At 37.4% G+C, this 20,105-nt stretch carries 16 protein-coding genes and 1 pseudogene; 11 read left to right on the top strand and 6 right to left on the bottom strand.

The features are described 5' to 3' along the window. From BLT04_RS09485 to BLT04_RS09535, 11 genes and pseudogenes are all read left to right on the top strand, one after another. Positions 1-213, top strand: a pseudogene (locus BLT04_RS09485) (peptidoglycan-binding protein LysM); the annotation flags it as partial. 203 nt (positions 214-416) lie between these two features. Beyond that, a complete protein-coding gene (locus BLT04_RS09490; protein WP_089755574.1) occupies positions 417-962 on the top strand; it encodes a peptidoglycan-binding protein LysM in 546 nt (181 codons plus the stop codon). Positions 963-1,043: 81 nt separating this feature from the next. After that, complete coding sequence (locus BLT04_RS09495) at positions 1,044-1,844, top strand: WxL protein peptidoglycan domain-containing protein (protein WP_228421931.1); 801 nt, start codon at positions 1,044-1,046, stop codon at positions 1,842-1,844. 10 nt (positions 1,845-1,854) lie between these two features. Next, positions 1,855-4,659: a COG1470 family protein gene (locus tag BLT04_RS09500; protein WP_228421932.1), complete on the top strand. Its 2,805-nt coding sequence runs from the start codon at positions 1,855-1,857 to the stop codon at positions 4,657-4,659. A gap of 10 nt (positions 4,660-4,669) precedes the next feature. After that, complete coding sequence (locus BLT04_RS09505) at positions 4,670-6,109, top strand: hypothetical protein (protein WP_089755576.1); 1,440 nt, start codon at positions 4,670-4,672, stop codon at positions 6,107-6,109. A gap of 27 nt (positions 6,110-6,136) precedes the next feature. Continuing rightward, positions 6,137-8,137, top strand: a complete 2,001-nt coding sequence (locus BLT04_RS09510) for a response regulator (protein WP_089755577.1) — start codon at positions 6,137-6,139, stop codon at positions 8,135-8,137. Between the two features lie 54 nt (positions 8,138-8,191). Continuing rightward, entirely contained in the window at positions 8,192-8,926 is a 735-nt protein-coding gene (locus tag BLT04_RS09515; RefSeq protein WP_089755578.1) for a sensor histidine kinase, read from the top strand. After that, entirely contained in the window at positions 8,923-9,570 is a 648-nt protein-coding gene (locus tag BLT04_RS09520) for a response regulator (protein WP_089755579.1), read from the top strand. The genes BLT04_RS09515 and BLT04_RS09520 overlap by 4 nt, the downstream gene beginning before the upstream one ends. Before the next feature lie 517 nt (positions 9,571-10,087). After that, a complete protein-coding gene (locus BLT04_RS09525) occupies positions 10,088-10,456 on the top strand; it encodes a glyoxalase (protein WP_089755580.1) in 369 nt (122 codons plus the stop codon). A gap of 9 nt (positions 10,457-10,465) precedes the next feature. Continuing rightward, positions 10,466-11,491 carry an LLM class flavin-dependent oxidoreductase gene (locus tag BLT04_RS09530; RefSeq protein WP_089755581.1) on the top strand — a complete coding sequence of 342 codons (1,026 nt, stop codon included), beginning with the start codon at positions 10,466-10,468 and terminating at the stop codon, positions 11,489-11,491. A 244-nt stretch (positions 11,492-11,735) separates the two neighbouring features. Beyond that, the gene (locus BLT04_RS09535) at positions 11,736-12,314 is read left to right on the top strand and encodes a Crp/Fnr family transcriptional regulator (RefSeq protein WP_089755582.1); all 579 of its coding nucleotides are present in this window, start codon (positions 11,736-11,738) and stop codon (positions 12,312-12,314) included. Between the two features lie 283 nt (positions 12,315-12,597). On the opposite strand, the gene BLT04_RS09540 is transcribed toward BLT04_RS09535, so the two are convergent. The 6 genes from BLT04_RS09540 to BLT04_RS09565 all read right to left on the bottom strand — a co-directional run bounded on the left by BLT04_RS09540 (position 12,598) and on the right by BLT04_RS09565 (position 19,903). After that, the gene (locus tag BLT04_RS09540; RefSeq protein WP_089755583.1) at positions 12,598-13,116 is read right to left on the bottom strand and encodes a DUF2911 domain-containing protein; all 519 of its coding nucleotides are present in this window, start codon (positions 13,114-13,116) and stop codon (positions 12,598-12,600) included. 25 nt (positions 13,117-13,141) lie between these two features. After that, on the bottom strand, positions 13,142-14,833 hold the full coding sequence (locus BLT04_RS09545) for a sodium:solute symporter family protein (RefSeq protein WP_089755584.1): 1,692 nt from the start codon (positions 14,831-14,833) through the stop codon (positions 13,142-13,144). Positions 14,834-14,933: 100 nt separating this feature from the next. Continuing rightward, entirely contained in the window at positions 14,934-17,438 is a 2,505-nt protein-coding gene (locus BLT04_RS09550) for a PIG-L family deacetylase (protein WP_089755585.1), read from the bottom strand. A gap of 264 nt (positions 17,439-17,702) precedes the next feature. Further along, positions 17,703-18,335: a nitroreductase family protein gene (locus BLT04_RS09555; protein WP_089755586.1), complete on the bottom strand. Its 633-nt coding sequence runs from the start codon at positions 18,333-18,335 to the stop codon at positions 17,703-17,705. A 60-nt stretch (positions 18,336-18,395) separates the two neighbouring features. Continuing rightward, entirely contained in the window at positions 18,396-18,839 is a 444-nt protein-coding gene (locus BLT04_RS09560; protein ID WP_089755587.1) for a nuclear transport factor 2 family protein, read from the bottom strand. Positions 18,840-18,898: 59 nt separating this feature from the next. After that, positions 18,899-19,903, bottom strand: a complete 1,005-nt coding sequence (locus BLT04_RS09565; RefSeq protein ID WP_228421933.1) for a VOC family protein — start codon at positions 19,901-19,903, stop codon at positions 18,899-18,901. Positions 19,904-20,105: the final 202 nt, after the last annotated feature.

Here is a 20,105-nt window from a genome sequence, read left to right on the forward strand (position 1 = left end):
GCTACAGCTGCCGGAACAATGGGCGGAACAAAAACACCTGTCGTTTTATCTGCAACGGATCAGACTTTAGTAGCAAACGCTCCGCTTGGAAGCGCTTTAACACTGAATTTAGACTACACGATTCCAGCTGCGAAATCATCATCTTCTGATATTTTAGGTAAACCAGCCGGAACTTATACGCAGACAGTTACGTATACTGCAACTGCTTTATAATAAAAATAAGGAAATTTTATATAAGCCCTCAGCACTTTCTAAGTGTTAAGGGCTTTTCTATTTAAATCAAATGAATAAACCGTGTAGTTATTTTACTACATCAACTTCCAGTTTCCACTACAAAGAAACTTTTATTGCCGCCGTAGATTTGTAATGTTCAAAAGAGAACAATTAAACAAGAATAAAAATTAAATAATATTATCATGACAAAACAAATTGTAATCGCAGCCTTAACTATCGGAGCAATCATAGTAGGAACTAACAATGTTCAAGCTCAAAATACTACCGCAACAACAACCGTAAACATTACCCTGAACGATGTAATCTCTATCGATGCGGGAAGTACTGCAATCGGTAATACAGTTGATTTCAACTATGCTACTGCAGCAGATTATAACTCTGATCAAACGGTTACGAAAGCCAACTCTTTAAAAGTGACTTCAACAAAGAACTTTAATGTTAAAGTAAAAGCAGGAGGTGCTAATTTTATGAATGGAACCAACCTAATCCCTGTCAATGTTTTGACAATCAAAGCTGCTACAGCGGCCGGAACAATGGGTGGAACAAAAACACCTGTAGTTTTATCTGCAACGGATCAAACCTTAGTAGCAAACGCTCCGCTTGGAAGCGCATTAACACTGAATTTAGACTACACGATTCCAGCGGCAAAATCATCTTCTTCTGATATTTTAGGTAAACCGGCCGGAACTTATACGCAAACAGTAACTTATACTGCAACAGCTTTATAATAAAATTTTTTAGTTTATAAAGGTTCCTTTTGTTACGTTTTCAGTAGTTTTGGGAATCTTTATTTTTAAACAATTTACACCATGCGCAAGTTTATTTACCTTTTCATTTTCTTTATCCTCACAGGGTCTTCTTCAATTCTGGCACAAAGCATCTCTATGTCGCCAACACGCTTGTTTTTTACCGGTAATCCAGGAGAAAAAGTGACAAAGACAGTCACGCTTCAAAACAGCTCGGATAAGGATTATGTTTTTAATCTCAACTATAAAGATTGGGTTAGAGAAGAAGACGGAAATAAGGTTTATCTTGATGCAGGCAGTTCAAAAACTTCCAATGCTTCCTGGATGTCCACCTTAGAAAACGCTGTAACAGTTCCTGCGAAAAGCACAAAGGAGATTGCAGTAACCATGCAGATTCCGGCAAACGCATCAAAATCTGCCGTTACGAACAGCATGTTGTTTTTCACCCAACTTCCTCAGCAGGCAGATAAGGCACGTATTCAGAATGGTATTGGTATTATCACCTTATTTGAGGTGGGACTTCACATCTTTTATACCCCACCGGGGAACCATGTAAAAAGTCTGGATATTACCAATATTTCAGAGATGAGCACTGGGAATACATCGAACAGAAAAGTCGCAGTAAGCATTCATAATGATGGAAACACCATCAATGATGCCACTGTTGAATTTGAACTGACCAATACAGATACTGGCAAGGAAATAAAATTACCCGCAATTTCCATCTCCATGCTTCCCGATACCAATCAGGTCGTTCAATTTTCTTTACCAGAGAACATTTCAGGGAACTTCCTTGGCGTGGCAATTATCAAAATGGCAGAATCCAATGATTTACGCGTAGGCGAAAAAAACTTTAAATTTTAAAAATCAAGTCTTGAAACCACAGAATGGAATATCGATATCAATCGTAAGAAGAACAATCTTATTTTTTGCATTGGCTCTTCTGCACTTTTCGTTGGCCTTTGCGCAGGAAAAAAAGGATGTCCAAATCCATTTTGAAAATGACAGTGTAGCTGTTGAGAAGGGTTCTACTTTTACTAATTTCCTTGTCATTGAGAATAAAAGTTCTGAAGAGATTACCATTCAGAATATCATACCTGAGGAAAAATATCCGGGATTGCTTTTCTATCCCAAAAATGACTTTACCTTGGGTGCGGGTCAGTCTAAAAATCTTCCTGTAAAACTGATCGCCAACGTGGATTTTATGAAACTTAGATCCAATGAGATCAAATTCAAGGTTTCATACACTACCCCAACGATCACCAACACTGAAAGCGCCTCATTCTTCGTTGGCAAAGACGAGAACAAAAACATCGCAATTTATACGGCCACATACGAAAATTTCATTAACCCTGCTGTTCCTGAATCCTCAATTCTGCTGATTGTAGAAAACCAGGGCTATAGTAAACGAACCGTTAAGATTGATTTACAATCCATTCCTGATGGCTTGGAAATGATGCCCAAACAACAAACCGTATCTCTGGAAGGTTTAGAGAAACAAACGGTAGAGATCAAAATTAGAGTCAGACAACAGAATACGCTATATCCGGAATTTAATATTAATGCAATCGCAACTGACCTGCTTGATAATAAAATCGTTGGGAGCAATACCCTTTATTTAGTTATTTTATCGCACAACAGACAAATTGCCCGTGGAAACGAAGCGGTGAGCGGAAGTAATTTTGCTGAATTTAGCTATAATGAAAACAGTTCAGGTTTCAATTATCTTCAATTGAGAGGAAACACAGCGTTTCGTGTGACTGAAAATTTGAAATCGCGCTTCAACATGGGAGCAGATTACTATCTTGAAGACGGCCGTTATAATCTGTATGATACCTGGTTGGAACTGGAAAGAAAAAATACGGTATTACGGGTGGGAAATGTGAATAGTAACGATTACGATTACCCGGTTTTCGGAAGAGGTGGGAAAATTTCTACCAAATTTGGTGAAAATAATCAGATTGAAATTCTTGCGCTGGAAAATAATTATAATCTGTACGGTACTTATTTCAAACAAACAGAAGGGTCTACCATGGTGGGTGCAAAATATGGTTTTGGAAATGCTAAATCTTTCAATGGAAAATTGTCCTATATATTCGACCATGATCCGCACTTTAACGTAGATACACAGGTCGCGAATGCGGTAACATCATTTTTAATTAATGATAAAAATACCATCCGCACGGAGGTTGGTCTGAGCCACGAAAAAGGCCTTTCAAACAGAGATGAAAACGCAGGAGCTTTAATGGGAGCCAATTACGAGGGAAAAATAGGGAAATGGGATGTCCAATCTGTTAATTCCTTTGCCACCAAAAGTTATGCAGGGATCAAACGGGGATCTTTCCTCTCAAATCAACGGATCGGCCGCCAATTTTCTGATTCTCAGCGCGCTTTTATACAATATCAGAATTCGCAGACAGACCCCGAGTTCCTGAGTTTCCAGAGTGCACCCATCCAACCTGGGAATACCGCTAATCTGCGTTATTATTTCAACAGCACAGAAGTTTTGGGAACAGGTTACCAGTTTTCTTTAAAAAATTGGAATTTTCTACTGGCTCCGAAGGTTGAAAGGCAAAAAACAGCCAATTTTTATACATCGCAGGAACTTTTTTCTTACCGGCTGGAAACCAACGTAAGTGCTACATTTGGTGCCCACGGATTGAATTGGACGGCGGAATATTCTTATTCAAAAGCAAAGAATAGAGACGATTGGTTCAACAGTCTGAAAACAACCTTGTCTTACAGATATAAATCCTTCTCATTAAACGGAACCGCCCAATGGAACGCAACGAGTGTCTTTGATTTAAATTCTTATTACAATACAGACCGTAATTTTGCCAACTACAATGTATATGCTTCGTATAATTTCCAGATGATGAATAATAATCTGACAGGATCTTTTTCAGCAGGAACTTCCTATTCGGAGCTTTATAAAAATTTAAACAGCAATGTGAGCGGTAATCTGGAATATAAGATTTCACCTTCCTGGTCCACCACAGGTTATTTTAATTTTTCCGGTTATAAATCTACGGCTGATTATGCAAGCAGTGGCAGTTATTACCAGTTCAGAGTGGGAATTAAAAAATATTTTGCTGCAGCTACAGCCCTTGGAAATCATAAAGTGACGTTCCAGTTATTTGAAGATAAAAATTTCGATGGACTCCTGGAGGCCGGTGAATCGGTACTTGCAAATGAAATAGTAAAACTGGACAATTATGTAGCGATGACGGATAAGAACGGAAAAGTAGTTTTTCAGAATGTGCCTGAAGGTATGTACACCCTGAAGGTGAACGAAAGTGCGGGTGCCCGATTGATGATGGATCCTGCAATTATGGTCAATAACAACATCAACCGCAAAGTAGGCTTGGTAAAAAACATCAGGGTAAGTGGGAAATTAACAGAGATCAAACAAGCCTACGATGTTTTGGAAACGGATGTAACCGGAATCGTAGTGTATGCAAAAAGTGAAGACGGTAAGATCTATACCGCTGTGGTTAATCAAAAAAATGAGTTTGAGTTTTTCCTGAAAGATGGACAATACGACCTTTATATTGAAAATGATAAATACAGCTATACAAAACCCATCCAAACTATAAAGGTGACAAAAGAAGGTTTTTCAGAAACTGTGGTTTTTGAATATAAAAAGAAAGACACCACGATAAAGGTGAAAAAGTTTTAATTTAGATGATATGAAAACGATGAGAGCTTTTTTAATAGGAATTTTCACTGTATGCTGCGGGTCAACAGTCATGAAAGCTCAGGATGTGTACCTGTCGATTCCTGAAAATAATATTTTTAACAGAAGCGAATTTACCTCAGTCCCTACAAGGGTAATGACGAACGCCAACAGAACAAACTGGGATTATGCCTTTTTGGGCTTACTGCCAACGGCTCCTACATTTACCTCTGTTTCCGGACTTACTTTTACTCACTCGTCTTCCTCATTTACTTTACCCAGCTCCACTCTTCTGTGGCAGTTAGAAAGTATGGGCGGTCAGCTGCCCTCTACTGGATATTCGGGTTCTTTACCTGGTTTCCAGTCGTTCAGTACAAGCGCTATAAAATGGTTTGAACCGCCAGCGTCCATTATTTTTGGAGGAGGATTCAACCGGGGAAATATCAATTTCATATTTAAAATTCCTGCCGCACAGTTTGCTGCTAATGCCTACCGAGCCGGGAATTATTCCATGGATATCACTCAGAATTATAACGATTTCACGCCACATAATTTTAAAACAATTTTAGTCATTCCTTCATCCATCAGATGGCTCACCTCATCTTTAACAAAATACATAGAAATATCTTCTTTAAATGACTACCGAAGCACAGGCACGCGGGTATTCAGTTTAGATAATGCAGAAATTGCGCATACGGTTGATTTTAATTTATGGGCGAAAGCTGCTTCCACCAATATTCAGTTCACTTCTTCAAAAGGTGTTCCGGGAACCAGAAATATAGCAAGCATTAAATTGGGCAGCAGCAGTGGATCTGTACTTACGACTAAAGCCTTATCTGCGGATTTTCAGAATTTTTCCGCTGCTAATTTCAGTGTTGTTGCGGGAAACAGAAACAATTTCAGTCCAGAGCTTTATCTGTCTGCAGAGGATTTTAAAAACCTTTTTTTTGAAGCCGGAACTTATACGTTTGAATTAAACTTCAATGCTAAAAGTACAGATAATTCAATTAACAGTTTGCAAAATACGGCTGTTCAGTTAAAGGTGCTTCCTCTGTCGGAAATCACCATCCCAAGTTCCGGGCGAAATGTAAACTTCAATTTTAATACAGCTGCCCAGTACACCAATGGTCAGTCACAAGTGATCCCAAACCAAATTGTATTGTCCAATAATGAAAATTTTGAGCTCTATGTAAAATCGGATGAAAATTATTTTAAGAAAGGCGGTCTGCAGACGGACATCAATTCCAACATATTACAAATTGGCGTGGATGGAAATTCTGTAACTGCTCCATTATCCAAAACTCCCCAAAAAATACTTTTTAACGGAACACCGGTTTTGGACCGGCAACTGAACATAAGATATACCATACCAGCTGCAGGTGCCCAAAGCTTGGTAGGAAAGGAAAATACCACTTACTCTATCAATGTTTATTACAGCTTTACGGCAATTTAACAATACTTTCTAAAACAATTCTTCCTTATGGACCATTTTAACAGCAATAATCAATCGCCGGATCAGCACTATCATGATAAATTAAATGCATTCGAAAAAAAATATGCCGATGTTTTTGATTTCTTAGTGTTCGCGGCTGCTAAAATGACCAAGACGGAGCTTTGTACCATGAGTATTACATCGGAAGGGCAAGTTTACGTTATTGCTTCCAGTGATGCATCCCTCAATCAGATTTATCCTCAGAATCCTCATTTTCTTTTGGATAATCAGACTTCAGTTTATGAATTTAAAAACTCAGAATTTAAATTTCATAAAAGTTATCCCATCCCGGGTCTTGAGGACAATCTTATTGCTCATTTAAATTTATTTGACAGGGAAGAGAAAAATTTAGATAAAGCAGAGGAAGAGTTCGTCAATAAGATCGTAAACCAAGCGTCAAAATGGTATTTGGGTAAAGAAAAAGAGGTGGCAGAAAAAGCCTATGTTTTAAAATCGGAGTTTGTGGCCAATATGAACCATGAAATCAGAACCCCATTAAATGGTATAATCGGCTTTACAGAGCTTCTTTTAGACACCAATCTGAACGAAACACAGAGACAGTATTTAGAAATTATCAATCAATCCGGAGTTTCCTTATACAGCATCATCAACGATATTCTGGATTTCTCAAAATTAGAAAAGGAAAATCTTAAGCTAAACCTTGATAAAGTAGAGATCGAAGAACTGGTTTCAGAAGCCTTCAATATTCTTGCGTACAGTACTACCAAAAAGCAGCTAGAAATGCTCATCGATATTGACGACACTATGCCCAGGTATATATGGACTGATGAGATGCGCTTAAAGCAGGTTTTCGTCAACCTTTTGAGCAATGCTTTAAAATTTACCGAAGAAGGCGAGATTGTTTTATATGTTAAAGTTTTAGATGATTTAGGAGAAGGAAAAAAAAGAATCCGATTTGGAGTTCGCGATACCGGTATTGGAATTAACAGCGAAAAACAGGCGGAAATTTTCAACGCATTTTCACAGGAAGATGGCAGCATTACTAAAAGATATGCGGGTACTGGCCTGGGACTCACCATTTCGAACCAAATCTTGGCGCTTGCCGGCAGTGTTTTACAGGTCGAAAGCGATCAGGGAAAGGGCAGCGATTTTTTCTTTGATATTCAGTTTGATACGGAAGAAGAGGAATATGATTTAAGCTTAACTGATATTAAGAGGGTTTTGATTGTGGATGATAATGAAAACAACCGGAAAATCCTGAAAAGGATGCTGGAACGGAAAAATATCGAAGTAATAGAATGCGACAGCGGGTTGAAGGCTTTGCTTTTGATCATGGACAAGTCCGAATTCGATGTCATCATTATAGATTATCATATGCCCATTATGGATGGCATTGAAACCATTAGGAAAATGAAAAATATTATTCCCGACGCCAACCACGTAGCGCCATATGTTGTTTTATACAGCTCGTCCGATGACCCTGATTTACAGGATGCATGTGACGAATTAGAAATAGAAAACCGGCTCGTAAAACCGATTCGCATGAAGCAGATGTACCAGGTTTTATCCACCTTAAAGAGTTCTGAAAAGAAAAAGCCGGAGCAAATGAAAAATGTCGCAAGTGAAGGGAGCAAGCACGAAATAAAAATTTTAATTGCTGAGGATAATGCTATTAATTTACTTCTTACCGAAACTTATTTAAAGGATATTATTCCTCAAGCTTTGATCATCGAGGCAAAAGATGGTACTGAAGCGGTTGAAAAATACGAAAAAGAGAGCCCTGATCTTATTTTAATGGATATTCAGATGCCCCATCTCAATGGCATTGAAGCAACAAAAAAAATAAGATCCTTGGAAAAAAATATCGAAATACCTATTATTGCACTAACGGCAGGAAGTCTTCCTGGTGAGAAAGAAAAGTGTCTTCAAGCCGGAATGTCAGATTTTTTAACCAAACCTTTATTAAAACAAACCCTGTCTGATATGATTCAAAAGTGGATTGGTATAGAAATCGTAAAAAATAAATAATAAACTATGCTTTAAAAATACTGAAGAATTTTTTAAAGCCATGATACTGAATTTATGAAAGACCTTATCAAGGAACTACAATTAAAAATCGAAAAACTGGAAAACGAAATCAGTTTTAAAAACGGACTGATCTCGATATTATCTCATGATTCAAAAGAACTGTTTGGAAATTTTCTCTGGCTTATCGAAGCCGTGGAAGAAAAGACCATAAGTGAGGAAGATTTTTTTAAGTTGTTGCCGCAGGTAAAAAGCGATGCCCAAAAGAATCTTCAAATCGTTCAGGACAGCACTGCCTGGTTAAAAACACAATACGGGGAATTTAAAATTAAACCTGAAAAAATCATGGTGATGGATCTTTTTCACCATTTTGAAGAAAAATATGCTGTAAAATTAAAAGAAAAAAACATTAAATTTCATTTTAAAGGAGATCCCAATGCATTTGTTACAACCGATCGTTTGTTGCTGGAATATGTTTTAGACAAGATTCTCAATAATGCACTGAAATACAGTTTTTCCGGGCACGATATTCACCTGCAGGAAGTTACAGAAGATCATCAGGTGATAATTTCTGTGATCGACTTCGGAACAGGAATGGATGAAAAATATTTATCTACGGTCTTCACTTACGGTAATCCCATATTCCATGGTACTGCTGGTGAGAAAGGAGCTGGATTGAGTTTGAAAATTGTAAAAAATTTTGTATCCTTGATGCATGGAAACATCGAAATCTTTTCGTCTGAAAATACAGGCACTACGGTTTCCCTTTTTTTACATAAATTTATAGAATGATGGGTTTAAAACTAAACGTTCATATTATTGTAGCAGACGATCATGGTATCGTCCGGATGGGTTTACTACAAACCATCAAACGCCTCTTCCCTGATGCTATAATCTCTGAAGTAGAGGATTTTAAATCACTGTACAAAGTAGTTTTGAAGGAAAAATTGGATCTGGCCATTATGGACGTCAATATGCCCAATGGTTCTGTTCAGGAAGCGATCGATTACATAAAAATACACCAACCCAGCTTAAGAATTCTTATATTTTCTTCTCAGGATGAAGAGCTGTATGCAATGCGTTATTTAAAGATGGGTGCCGGTGGCTATCTAAACAAGCAAAGCTCCACTGCAGTAATCGAAACTGCTTTAACGGCGATGCTTAGCACTGGCCGATATGCAAGTGAAGACCTAAAAGAGGCGATGTTTTTAGAATCATTAAATGGTGCTACAAGCAACTCACCCTTTGAAGTGCTGTCAGACCGCGAACTGCAAATTGCCAATAAGCTGGCAGAAGGCCTTCCCCTCAAAGAAATTTCTAATCAACTAAATCTCCATTCATCGACGATCAGCACTTACAAAAACAGGTTGTTTGAAAAGCTGAAAATACGGTCCATACCCGAATTGGTGGAGATTCTCAGGTTGTATAATACGTAAATAATCTATTATTTTTCCGCTTTATTATCCCAAGGAATCTTTTAAAAGTAAAAGCCATATAGTAAAAAATAGTGCAAAAAAAATATTAGTAAGCTCCATTAAATATACTAATTATAATAAGTGAATAAATTGTTAAATCAAATTTTCTCAGATTTTTCAATTGCTCACTGTTCCAGATAAAATAACTACTTCCCAGAAATCAGCTTTTTTTGTTTTTGTCTGAACTTTTGCAGCAACCGTCATTCGGAATTATTAAATAACATCCCTTTTATAAATCTGACATATATCCCCGCTCTGCAATTATACATTCCCGAATCTTCCTTCCCGCTATAATTGTATTTATGAGCAGTATTGTGTCCTAAAAAAGTTAGCAACCCGATTGAGTGTTCTGTAGTTTTTATAATCTTTTTTATCATTTGTTGACATTTATCAACAATTGCAACTTGGAAGATATTGTACCTTTATCCAAGAAGGGTTCGAAGAACGAATTCTATAACAATTAAAAGTAAATCATATCATGGAACTCGAAAAATTACAAAATGTGCATGTTGCCGCCTGGAATGAAAAAGATGCTGCTGAACGGCTAAAATTGCTTAATAGCATTTATGATGCTGATATCAGGATGTATGACAAAGACTTTATACTTACTGGCATAAAGGAGATCTCTGATTTCATAGAAAAATTACAGAGTGATCCTCAATTCTTTTTTTCGTCTACCGGAGAAATAGAAGGATTGCAAAACAGTGCCAGGCTCTATGGCAAAATACAAACCAGCGGACCAATGCTTAACAGCATGGATTTTTTTATTCTGGAAAATGGCAAGGCTAAACATTACTATGCATTCATGAGCCCAGAACAAACCAACGCCCATATCAATGAAATTTAAAATAAATAGATGGAAGTAGGAATTGATAGTTTCGCATCAGCTATGTATGGCAGCACAAGCCTCAATAGCGCTGATGCAATGGAGCAGCTTCTGGAACGAATTGAACGCGCCGATCAAGTTGGGCTTGATGTTTTTGGTATTGGTGAACATCATAAAAAAGAATTTTTAGATTCAGCACCTGCTGTAATTCTTGCTGCAGCTGCAACAAGAACCAAAAATATTCGATTAACAAGTGCCGTTACTGTGTTAAGTACATCTGATCCTGTTCGTATTTACCAGCAGTTTGCCACACTTGACCTGATATCTAAAGGACGAGCTGAAGTAGTAGTTGGTCGCGGATCAGCAGTAGAATCTTATCCTTTATTTGGATTTGAATTGAAAGACTACGATGAGTTGTTCAAGGAAAAATTGGAATTATTTTTACAGATTCAAAATCAAGAATTTGTAAACTGGAAAGGTAAATATAGGCCGCCTCTTCACAACCAGCCGATTTATCCAAGGTCGTTACAATCCAAATTGCCAGTATGGCTAGGAGTAGGCGGAACACCAGAATCCTTTCAACGAGCCGGAAAATTGGGATTACCTCTAATGGTGGCTGTAATTGGTGGAGAAACTGAGCGATTTGCTCCTCTCATAGACTTGTATAGAGAAGCAGGTCACAGGGCTGGATTTGCTCCCGAGGATCTAAAAGTTGGATTGCACTCACCGGGTTATGTCGCAGAGACTAGCGAAAAAGCAGTTGCCGATTATTATCCAGGCTATCAGGAACTTTGGACAAAATTAGGAAAAGAGCGTGGATGGCCGCCCGTAACACGTAGTCGATTTGACGCTCAAAACGGAGCAAAAGGGGCATTACTGGTAGGCGGACCGGAAGAAATCGCAGAAAAGCTGCTGAGGCACAGTAAATCGCTTGGCGGAGTGGATCGGTTTACATTTCAAATGGATAATGCAGGACTTAATCATAAGCAACTTCTTAGTTCAATTGAGCTTATAGGCTCCAAAGTAATACCGCTTTTAAAAGATAGAAAGGATTAAATAGTAAAGTCATTAAATTAATTCACAAGGTCATTTTCATTCAGAGAATGACTTTTTACTTCAGTAATAAGTATAATGTCCATTTTTTAAATATCTAAAATAATTATCAACTTGCTTTAACAAATATCATCTTCATCCCATAAATTTTCTTGTAAATTTGCCATTAATAATTTTAAAGGACTGGTATGCAATATTTTATTGCCGGTTAATTTCTAAACGATGTAATTGCTGTATATTTGCATTAATGCATACAACACTTATATCATACATAAAAGCTCATGCAAGTAGTCCATTGACTGATAAAGAAATTGCAATACTTCAGGAAATTTTTATACCTCGAAAGTATTTAAAAGGGCAGTTTTTGTTACAGAATGGTGATGTATGCAAAAATTATGCGTTCATTTGCAAAGGTGCAACTCACAAGTTTGCTGTCAATGAAAAAGGTATAGAAAATATTGTCGCTTTATCAATTGAAAACTGGTGGGTTGGTGATAGAGATAGCTATTTTCGCGAAATTCCTACAATTTATAATATTCAGGCTTACGAGAATTGTGATACACTCCTATTTAGCAAAAAAGATTATCCAAGACTACAAGAAATTCCAGCTTTCGTTGAAATGAGACTAAAGTTGGATGAAAATCATGCTATAGCAAATGAAAGAAACAAATTGTTGCTTATAGGATATTCAGCTGAAAAACGATATGAAAACTTTTTAAAAATGCATCCTGACCTTGTGAAGCGTTTTCCATTGTGGATTATTGCTTCTTATCTGGGTATCACAAAAGAAACGCTAAGCCGCATTCGTCGCCAGACCAATATCTAAATTCAGAAGTTTTGTAAATTATTTTGCTTCATTCTAAGTTAGCTATCTTAGATTATATTTTATTTTTACAGGCAATTTTTTCCAGCTATTTCAATTAATATTATATAAGTTGCTACCGACAAGGGGTTTCTTTTTAAACGTAAGGACGAGATTGCGGAAATGGCACTACATGATAAACCAGTAATCAGAGAATGATTTCGAAAAAAGGATAATAATGATGATTATCTTTTTTTAAACAAAAAAAATCCCGGATTAACGGGATTTTAATTTATCATATTTACATTTATTTGATCTCTACGGGAACTGAGATTTTATCCCAATCCATTGTGAATCCATTATTGTTTATTTTATAAACTAAAGTTTCCTGTGTTGCCGGTAAAGCTTTTGTTTTCACATCAACACGTAAAGCATCTTTAGATTCTTCGTATTTATAAGCTCCCCATTGTTTTGGTTCTTTGTTAAAAATCGCAGTCCAGGTTCCGGATTCTTTTGGAATCAAGAAAAAACTATATTTACCTTTAGGCAGCTTTTTACCCTGAACGGTAATATCTTTATCCGTTTCGAAAGTGGTTGCTTCATTGGCTCCCGCACGCCAAACTTTACCATAAGCTTCTAGACCACCCCATATTGTACGCCCTTTTACAGAAGGACTGCTATAAGCTATTGTAATGGTAGCATCTTTAATTTTTCCTGTTGCAGTAGCCGGAGGGCTCGCTGGTTTTTTTGTTTCCTGTGCAAATGCATTTACTGAAATCGTCATTGCAGCAAAAAGCATGGTAGCAGATTTAATCATTGTTTTCATACTATTTTATTTGTTTGTTTATTGATTACGAATTTACGGCTTTCGGTTTATAAAACAGTAATCCGATTGCTGAAAATATGATGACTGCCGCGGCTCCGATTACATTGAGCCAAAGGAAAGAAACAATATCGAATTGATAAACGGCAATAACCGTAATTTCTGATAAAATTGCAGAAATAAATACATTGGAACCTGTGATTTTCTTAAAGTAAAAGGCAACAAGAAAAATCCCCAGTATCGGGCCGTAGAAAAGAGAACCCAATACATTAACCGCTTCAATAAGGGAACCCATCTGCGTGGCAAACATAGCTACACCGATTGAGAAAATTCCCCAGGCTAACGTATGTAGACGACTGTATTTCAGCTCAGTTGCATCATCAGGAATTTCTTTTTTAAATATCAAATGAATATCTTTTAATGAGCAGGCGGCAAGGGAATTCAGTGCTGCAGAAATTGAGCCCCAGCTGGCCAGAAAAATGACGGTAAACAGTAAACCGATCATCCCGACAGGCAATGTATTTTTCACGAAATACAGGAAAATATAGTTTGTATCTGTTTTCTCTGCGTTATAGTTTGAATGATTGATTGCTTCCTCTACCCTTCCGTGAAGAGCTTTTACCTGGGTTTGCGTGTTTTTAAAATCCTGAATTGTTTTGTTAAGTTGTGGAGAATGAGTTTCTTTCAATTGTAGAATTTCTTTCGATTCTGCATTAAATTTTAGTTGTAAATCCTGATGCTCTTTTTCAAAAACCGCTGCCTGTTCGGGTTTTGTTTCCTTTAAATGCTGATAAGATCTTTCATTAAAATAAATCGGAGCCGGTTTTAGAGAAAAGAAAGCGAAAAGCAACGCACCAATCAAAAGAATAGCAAACTGCATCGGAATTTTAACCAATCCGTTAAGTAGCAAGCCCATTTTTGCGTTGGTATTGTCTTTCGCCGTAATATACCTCCCAACCTGACTCTGGTCGGTTCCGAAGTAAGAAAGTGCCAGAAAAAAACCACCAATTAAGCCGCTCCAGATATTGTATTTATCTTTCCAGTCAAATTCTGTGGTGATGACATTGAGCTTTCCGGATTTTCCCGCCAGATAAAGTGCATCCTTAAAACCAATTCCGTTCGGCATATTTTGAATAAGCAGATACCCGGCAAAAGCCATGGTTCCCAGGATAATGAGAAACTGTAGTTTTTGGGTATGCGCGATCGCTTTTGCACCGCCAACATAGGTGTAAATCAACAGAATGCCACCTGTTAAAACATTGGTTAAGTAAATATTCCAGTTTAAAACGCTTGACAAGATAATACTTGGAGCATAAATGCTGATTCCTGTTGATAAGCCTCTGGAAAAAAGAAAAAGCAGTGACGTGAGCACTCTTGTTTTTTTATCAAAACGGTTTTCCAGATATTCATAGGCCGTATAAACATTCAAACGCTGAAAAATCGGAATGAAAGTAATGCAAATCACAATCATCGCCAATGGCAGACCAAAATAATACTGTACAAAACGCATCCCGTCTGTATACGCCTGACCCGGCGCTGAAAGAAACGTAATGGCACTGGCCTGCGTAGCCATAATACCGATCAGCACAATATACCACGGCATTTTATTATCTGCCTTCAGGTATGAAGCATTGCTTTTTTGGCCACGACCGATAAAAACGCCGTAAACAACCACTGCAACCAGTGTAAAAATAAGAACGGTCCAATCTATATTGCTCATGCCCAGAATTTAGTAAACAGATAATAAAATACGATCTGACATACCAATGCAACGGCTAATAATATGTACCAGATGTTCCAGTTTTTAAGTTGCTTGTTCATCAGTTTTTCTGTGCAGATAAAAAGTTTAAAAATAAACGTGCCGCCCCTACATTTCCCGCAGGCAGCTGTCTGAAAAATGCTAACGGAGTATAAATAAAATTACCTTTCCCGTATTTGGCATATAAAGTTGATCCCTGCAGAGGCTCTTCACCGGTATCGTGCATTTCAAAAAGCGGTTCATACGCTGCATCCCATTGATCAGGGAAATAGGCTCCACGCTCCTGTACCCAGCCTTTAAAGTCATCAGCAGTAATTTTGTTTGGAAAATTCAGTAATTTATGATTTGGATTTAAAAATTTAACCTCAGCGTTTTCTTCTGTCACGCGCTTATTAGCAATACTGAAATTGTACATTCCCAATTGGTTAACGGTTGTGTCCTGATTAGTGTTATACTGCATCACCAGATTACCTCCGGATTTTACATAAGACCATAAAAAAGGCATCCATCGACCCAGCTTTTTCTCCGTATTATTGACACGAACACCAAGAACTATGGCATCATATTGTGACAGTTTGTTCTGACTTCCATTTCCGCCTGATTCATCTAGGTTGCCATAAAAATCTTCGTCTTTCAGGACTTCTACCTGAATACCTGCAATGCGCAGAAACTCAGGGATGAAATCGCCCGCACCTTGTACATAACCCACTTTTTTAACCTTGGTCTGAATATCACCTTTCATCACCGTTACCGTTGCAGGCACAAAATATTGTAAAGAAGGTAAATGCGGGTACTGAATTAATACCTGTTTTTTATTATAAGTGACTCCGTCTGCAATAAAATTGGCATCCAACTGCAAACGATTTGAATTAATTGAGGCAAGTTTAGCCTTTGGAATAACATAATCAACGGTAAAATCTTTCCCATTGATTGACTTTAATTCGCCGCCCCCCAATGTTTCTCCGTTATAGATCAGGTTTATTTTACCATTACTGAACTTTTTATTGGAATTAACCTTAACATTTAAACTCAAATGTAAATCTTCATTTTCTTTAACTAAATAAAGAGGTTGTGTAAACTTCAGTTCCAATGCAGGAACGATGCGCAGGGATTCAACCACATCACCACGCACAGGATCTAATTTTTTGAATGATAAAGGAAGTTTAACCTGAAACTTTTCCGATCCTATTTTTAAATCAAGCAAAACATTTAATGGTGAATCTGCTTCGGGCAAACCGATTAAAGTATCATTCGGAACAGAGAAAGTTGCCGCATTGATAGAAGGTTTTGCCAACCAATAAGGTTCTGTGAGCGCTGTATCCCCAGGAATCTGAATGTCATGCTGAATGGTGATTAAAGAATCTTTTGATAATTTTCTGGTAAAGCTTTCTGACTGACTCAGCCATTTTACATTTTCTAAAATAACAGGATTTTCAGCTCTTGAAATCAGATTTAACCTGAAATTGTAGTTATCTCCGGCAACAGCCTCAGCCTGACTGGTAACTACCTCGCCCATAAATCCGGCACAGCTTAAAATAATATTGTCAATAGATTTAATTTTATCTTTTTTCAGATCTGAATCTTGCAACACCATTACTTTTTTTCTTAAAGCAAGCAAAGCAGGCAAGCTCTGGTCTGGTTTATTAAAATTGAAAGCGAAAATAATTTTATTTAATTCCTGGTCAATGTCAGCATTTCCTTTTGCGGTCCAGGTTTTAACTATTCCATCAAAAAGTGTTGCTTTGGCAGGCTCACCTGCAACGTGGGCAAAATATTCAGTTTTGATGCCGGCTACAGACTGCGTTCCTGCACCCTGGCTTTTATGTAAGCTTCTGCTTAATCCCGCCAATTCACCATAGCCCATTCCCAATTGCGCATCATATTGCCCAACGGTAACTTTCAGTTGATTTTCAGCAGTGGTATTGATCCCACCAAATCGGAATGTATTCCACAATACACGTTTTGGCTGCCATACATTGACATATTTTAGTTGATTTGGGAAAGCATTTTTATCGCCTGCCAATTTAAAGGCTTTTTCAGCAACCACAGCCGAAGCCGCATGTTGTCCGTGACCTGCCGCGGCAGTAGGCGGAAAACGACAAATGATAACATCAGGACGAAATTTACGGATGACCCAAACGACATCAGCGATAATGCTGTCTTCATTCCATTGTTTAAAGGTGTCGGTCGTATTTTTAGAGAACCCGAAATCAATCGCCCGGGTAAAGAATTGCTGGGCACCGTCTAATTTTCTTGCTTCTAAAAGCTCATGTGTTCTGATTAAGCCCAATGCAGCCCCCTGCTCTGTTCCCAATAAATTCTGACCACCATCACCTCTTGTTAATGATAAATAACCGGTTTCTACATTTTGGTCGTTGATTAGCCAGGAGAGCAATCCTGTATTTTCATCATCGGGATGAGCCGCCAGATATAAAACTTTAGGAATATTTTTAAGGGTTTTGATTTCACGGTAAATTTCAGATGATTTGGAGGGCCGAACCTGTTGGGCCGAACAAAAAACCGAATAAAAGCCAAGAATAAATACAATGATTACTTTTTTGAACATTTGAATTTGCTTTGCGGGGCAAATATAAGTAAATCGTTTTTCTTTCAACCTTAAAAGAAAAAGCAGTTAATGACTCCAAATATTCTATTATATTCTTTATAAAATCTTTGTGCGAAGTTAGAAAAAACAATCAAAGCAAACTAAAGATCAACTCTCAACTTTAACGGAATAAATTTCTTTTCGGAATATTACCAAACCCAATCTTGTTGCTGTTTTTTTTATTGAATTTAGAAATTAATTATCATACTTTTCCACGCGGATCGTCTAAATGAATGTTACAAACTCTTCAAATGGTTTGCGTACTTTTTTTAGTTTTAGATTCCAGTCATTTTCTTCGTCTCTATATCCCAAAGCCAACAGCATTGAGCTTCTTAAACCTTTGGATGGAAGCTTCAAAAATTCGTCCAGTGCTATCGGGTCAAACCCTTCCATTGGCGTAGAATCTATTCCTGCAGAAGCGGCCTCAACAATCGCTAAACCTAGTGCTATATTTGCCTGCTTAGCTGCGTGATGAAAGTTTTCTTCGATACTCATATTTCCGAAAAACCGTTTCGAAAATTCTCTTTGTTTATGATACTTAGTAGAATCAACGTTGCGTTTTTCTGTCAGATAATCAAAGACTTTATCTATCCTTTCTTTAGAATATTCATCCCAGACTGCAAAAACCAAAAGATGTGAAGATTCTACAACCTGAGGCTGATTCATTGCGATGGGTAATATTTTCTTTTTAATTTCAGGATTGCTGATAACGATGATTTCGTAAGGCTGTAATCCAATTCCTGATGGAGCCAAATGAGCCGCTTTCAAAATAGCATTGATTTTTTCATCTTCTACTTTCTCACCGGTCATTCTTTTGGTCGCATATCGCCAATTGAGAAGATCTAATATATTTTCCATTATTTATAAATTATTAAAATCAAGGCAATTAAATATTTAATCACCTTGATTTATTTTACATTAAAAAACACCTAACTGACCCAAAAGTATAGTTGCTGCAGTGTAACAATGGAATGATTTTATTTTCCCGTTCTCGATTTTAAAAACATCACAACAAGGGGTCTGCATTGTTTTATTTGTCGCCGGAATCGTTCCTGAAGGTAGCTGAAGCGGGCCGTTATGAGTTCCGTTTAGAGATAATTCCACAACAACGGTATTCTCATTTTCCAAAACGTACAAGTCATACAATTCTCTGTGCATATCCGGAAAAGCTGTTGCATAAACATCTACTGTTTTCCCGATGTCCTGCCCATAATACTTGGTTCCCGCAGATACATCCCAAAAGTATCCGTCTTCTGCAAAAAGGCCAACAAAACCTTGTGTATCCTGTTCTTCTGCGATTCTGTATAACTCACGGATTAATTTTTCGTTTTCTGAATTTTGATTGATTACTGATGCTTTCATAATTGATTATTTTAAAATTGTTAATTTTTATTTTGATGTAAACTTTAATTGCGAATTGATTATTTGTTGTCCACAAAGACATATAATTTGGCTGCTTTTCCGTTTTCGAAAACGAAGAGATCCATTCCTGTTACGGCATCCGGTTTTTCAGGAGTCCCGTTTTGCCAGTAGAGTCTTGCAATGTTGTGATTAACGTCTATCGCTTTGATATGGGAAAATTTAGACTGAGGACTTTTCTGTTGCAATCCATCCACAAAACCATTGATTTCTTTGTGACCGACTGCGATAAAGTGACTGTCTACCATTTCAATATCATCAGCATAGATTTTTGCCATTAAAGCTTCACGCTTTTTAAGGTCTTTTTCGTTCCAGATGGCTAAATGTCCTTCTACCAAAGAACGAATCTCCGCTTCAGAAAGTGGTTTTGAATCTGATTTTTTACTTTCATTTTTCACAGCATCTTTAGGAGACCATAAGATGGTTGCAGGATTTTTTTTCTCATAGCCTTTTCCGTTCGGATAAGAAACCAATTCCATTTTAGAACCCCAAGGTGTTACAAAATAGACCCAGGTTTCGCCTTCCGTATCTCCCGATGGCATTAAAAATGGTTCTCCCAAGAATTGTACGCCTTTGCTTTTCAGATAAGCTACACTTTTGCTGATATCATTGGTATAAAAAGCGATGTGGCTGGCTCCGATATCATCACTTCCCGGTTGTTGGGAATTTCCTTTGTTATCCTGATATTCGAATAGTTCGATGTTGGCTCCCGTGCCTGCTTTTACCATTTTGATGGTTACCGGACCGGTTTTAGCATTCATATGATTGTTCTTTTTCCACGTATCATCTAAAGGAATCGGTCCTAAAGTTGTTACCGCCGAAAATCCTAAAACATCAGTGAAAAAGCTTACCGCTTGTTTCATATCCGGAACGTTGATTCCCACATGGTCGATTCCAAGAATTCCTGTTTTTTCCTGTGCCGCAGTTTGTGAAACTGCTGTTGATAATAAAAGTGCACTTGCTACAGCTGCTGCGTTGGCTTTGATTTGTTTTTTTAAATTGCTCATTATGATCATTTTTTATTGTTATTTTATGAAGCAAATTTCCAACATTCAACAGCCTTCTTCCATTGACAAAAGCTTGAAAAAAAAGCAAACAAATGTCAATGAAATTGAACTTTATTTAAGATTCAAATCGATATTTGGATTTAATATTGAGACATAAAAAAAAGGTCGAAGTGTAAATTCTTCAACCTTTATCTATTTATTC

Source organism: Chryseobacterium soldanellicola, from assembly GCF_900100115.1.
In the GTDB taxonomy this organism is placed as follows: Bacteria; Bacteroidota; Bacteroidia; order Flavobacteriales; family Weeksellaceae; genus Chryseobacterium; species Chryseobacterium soldanellicola.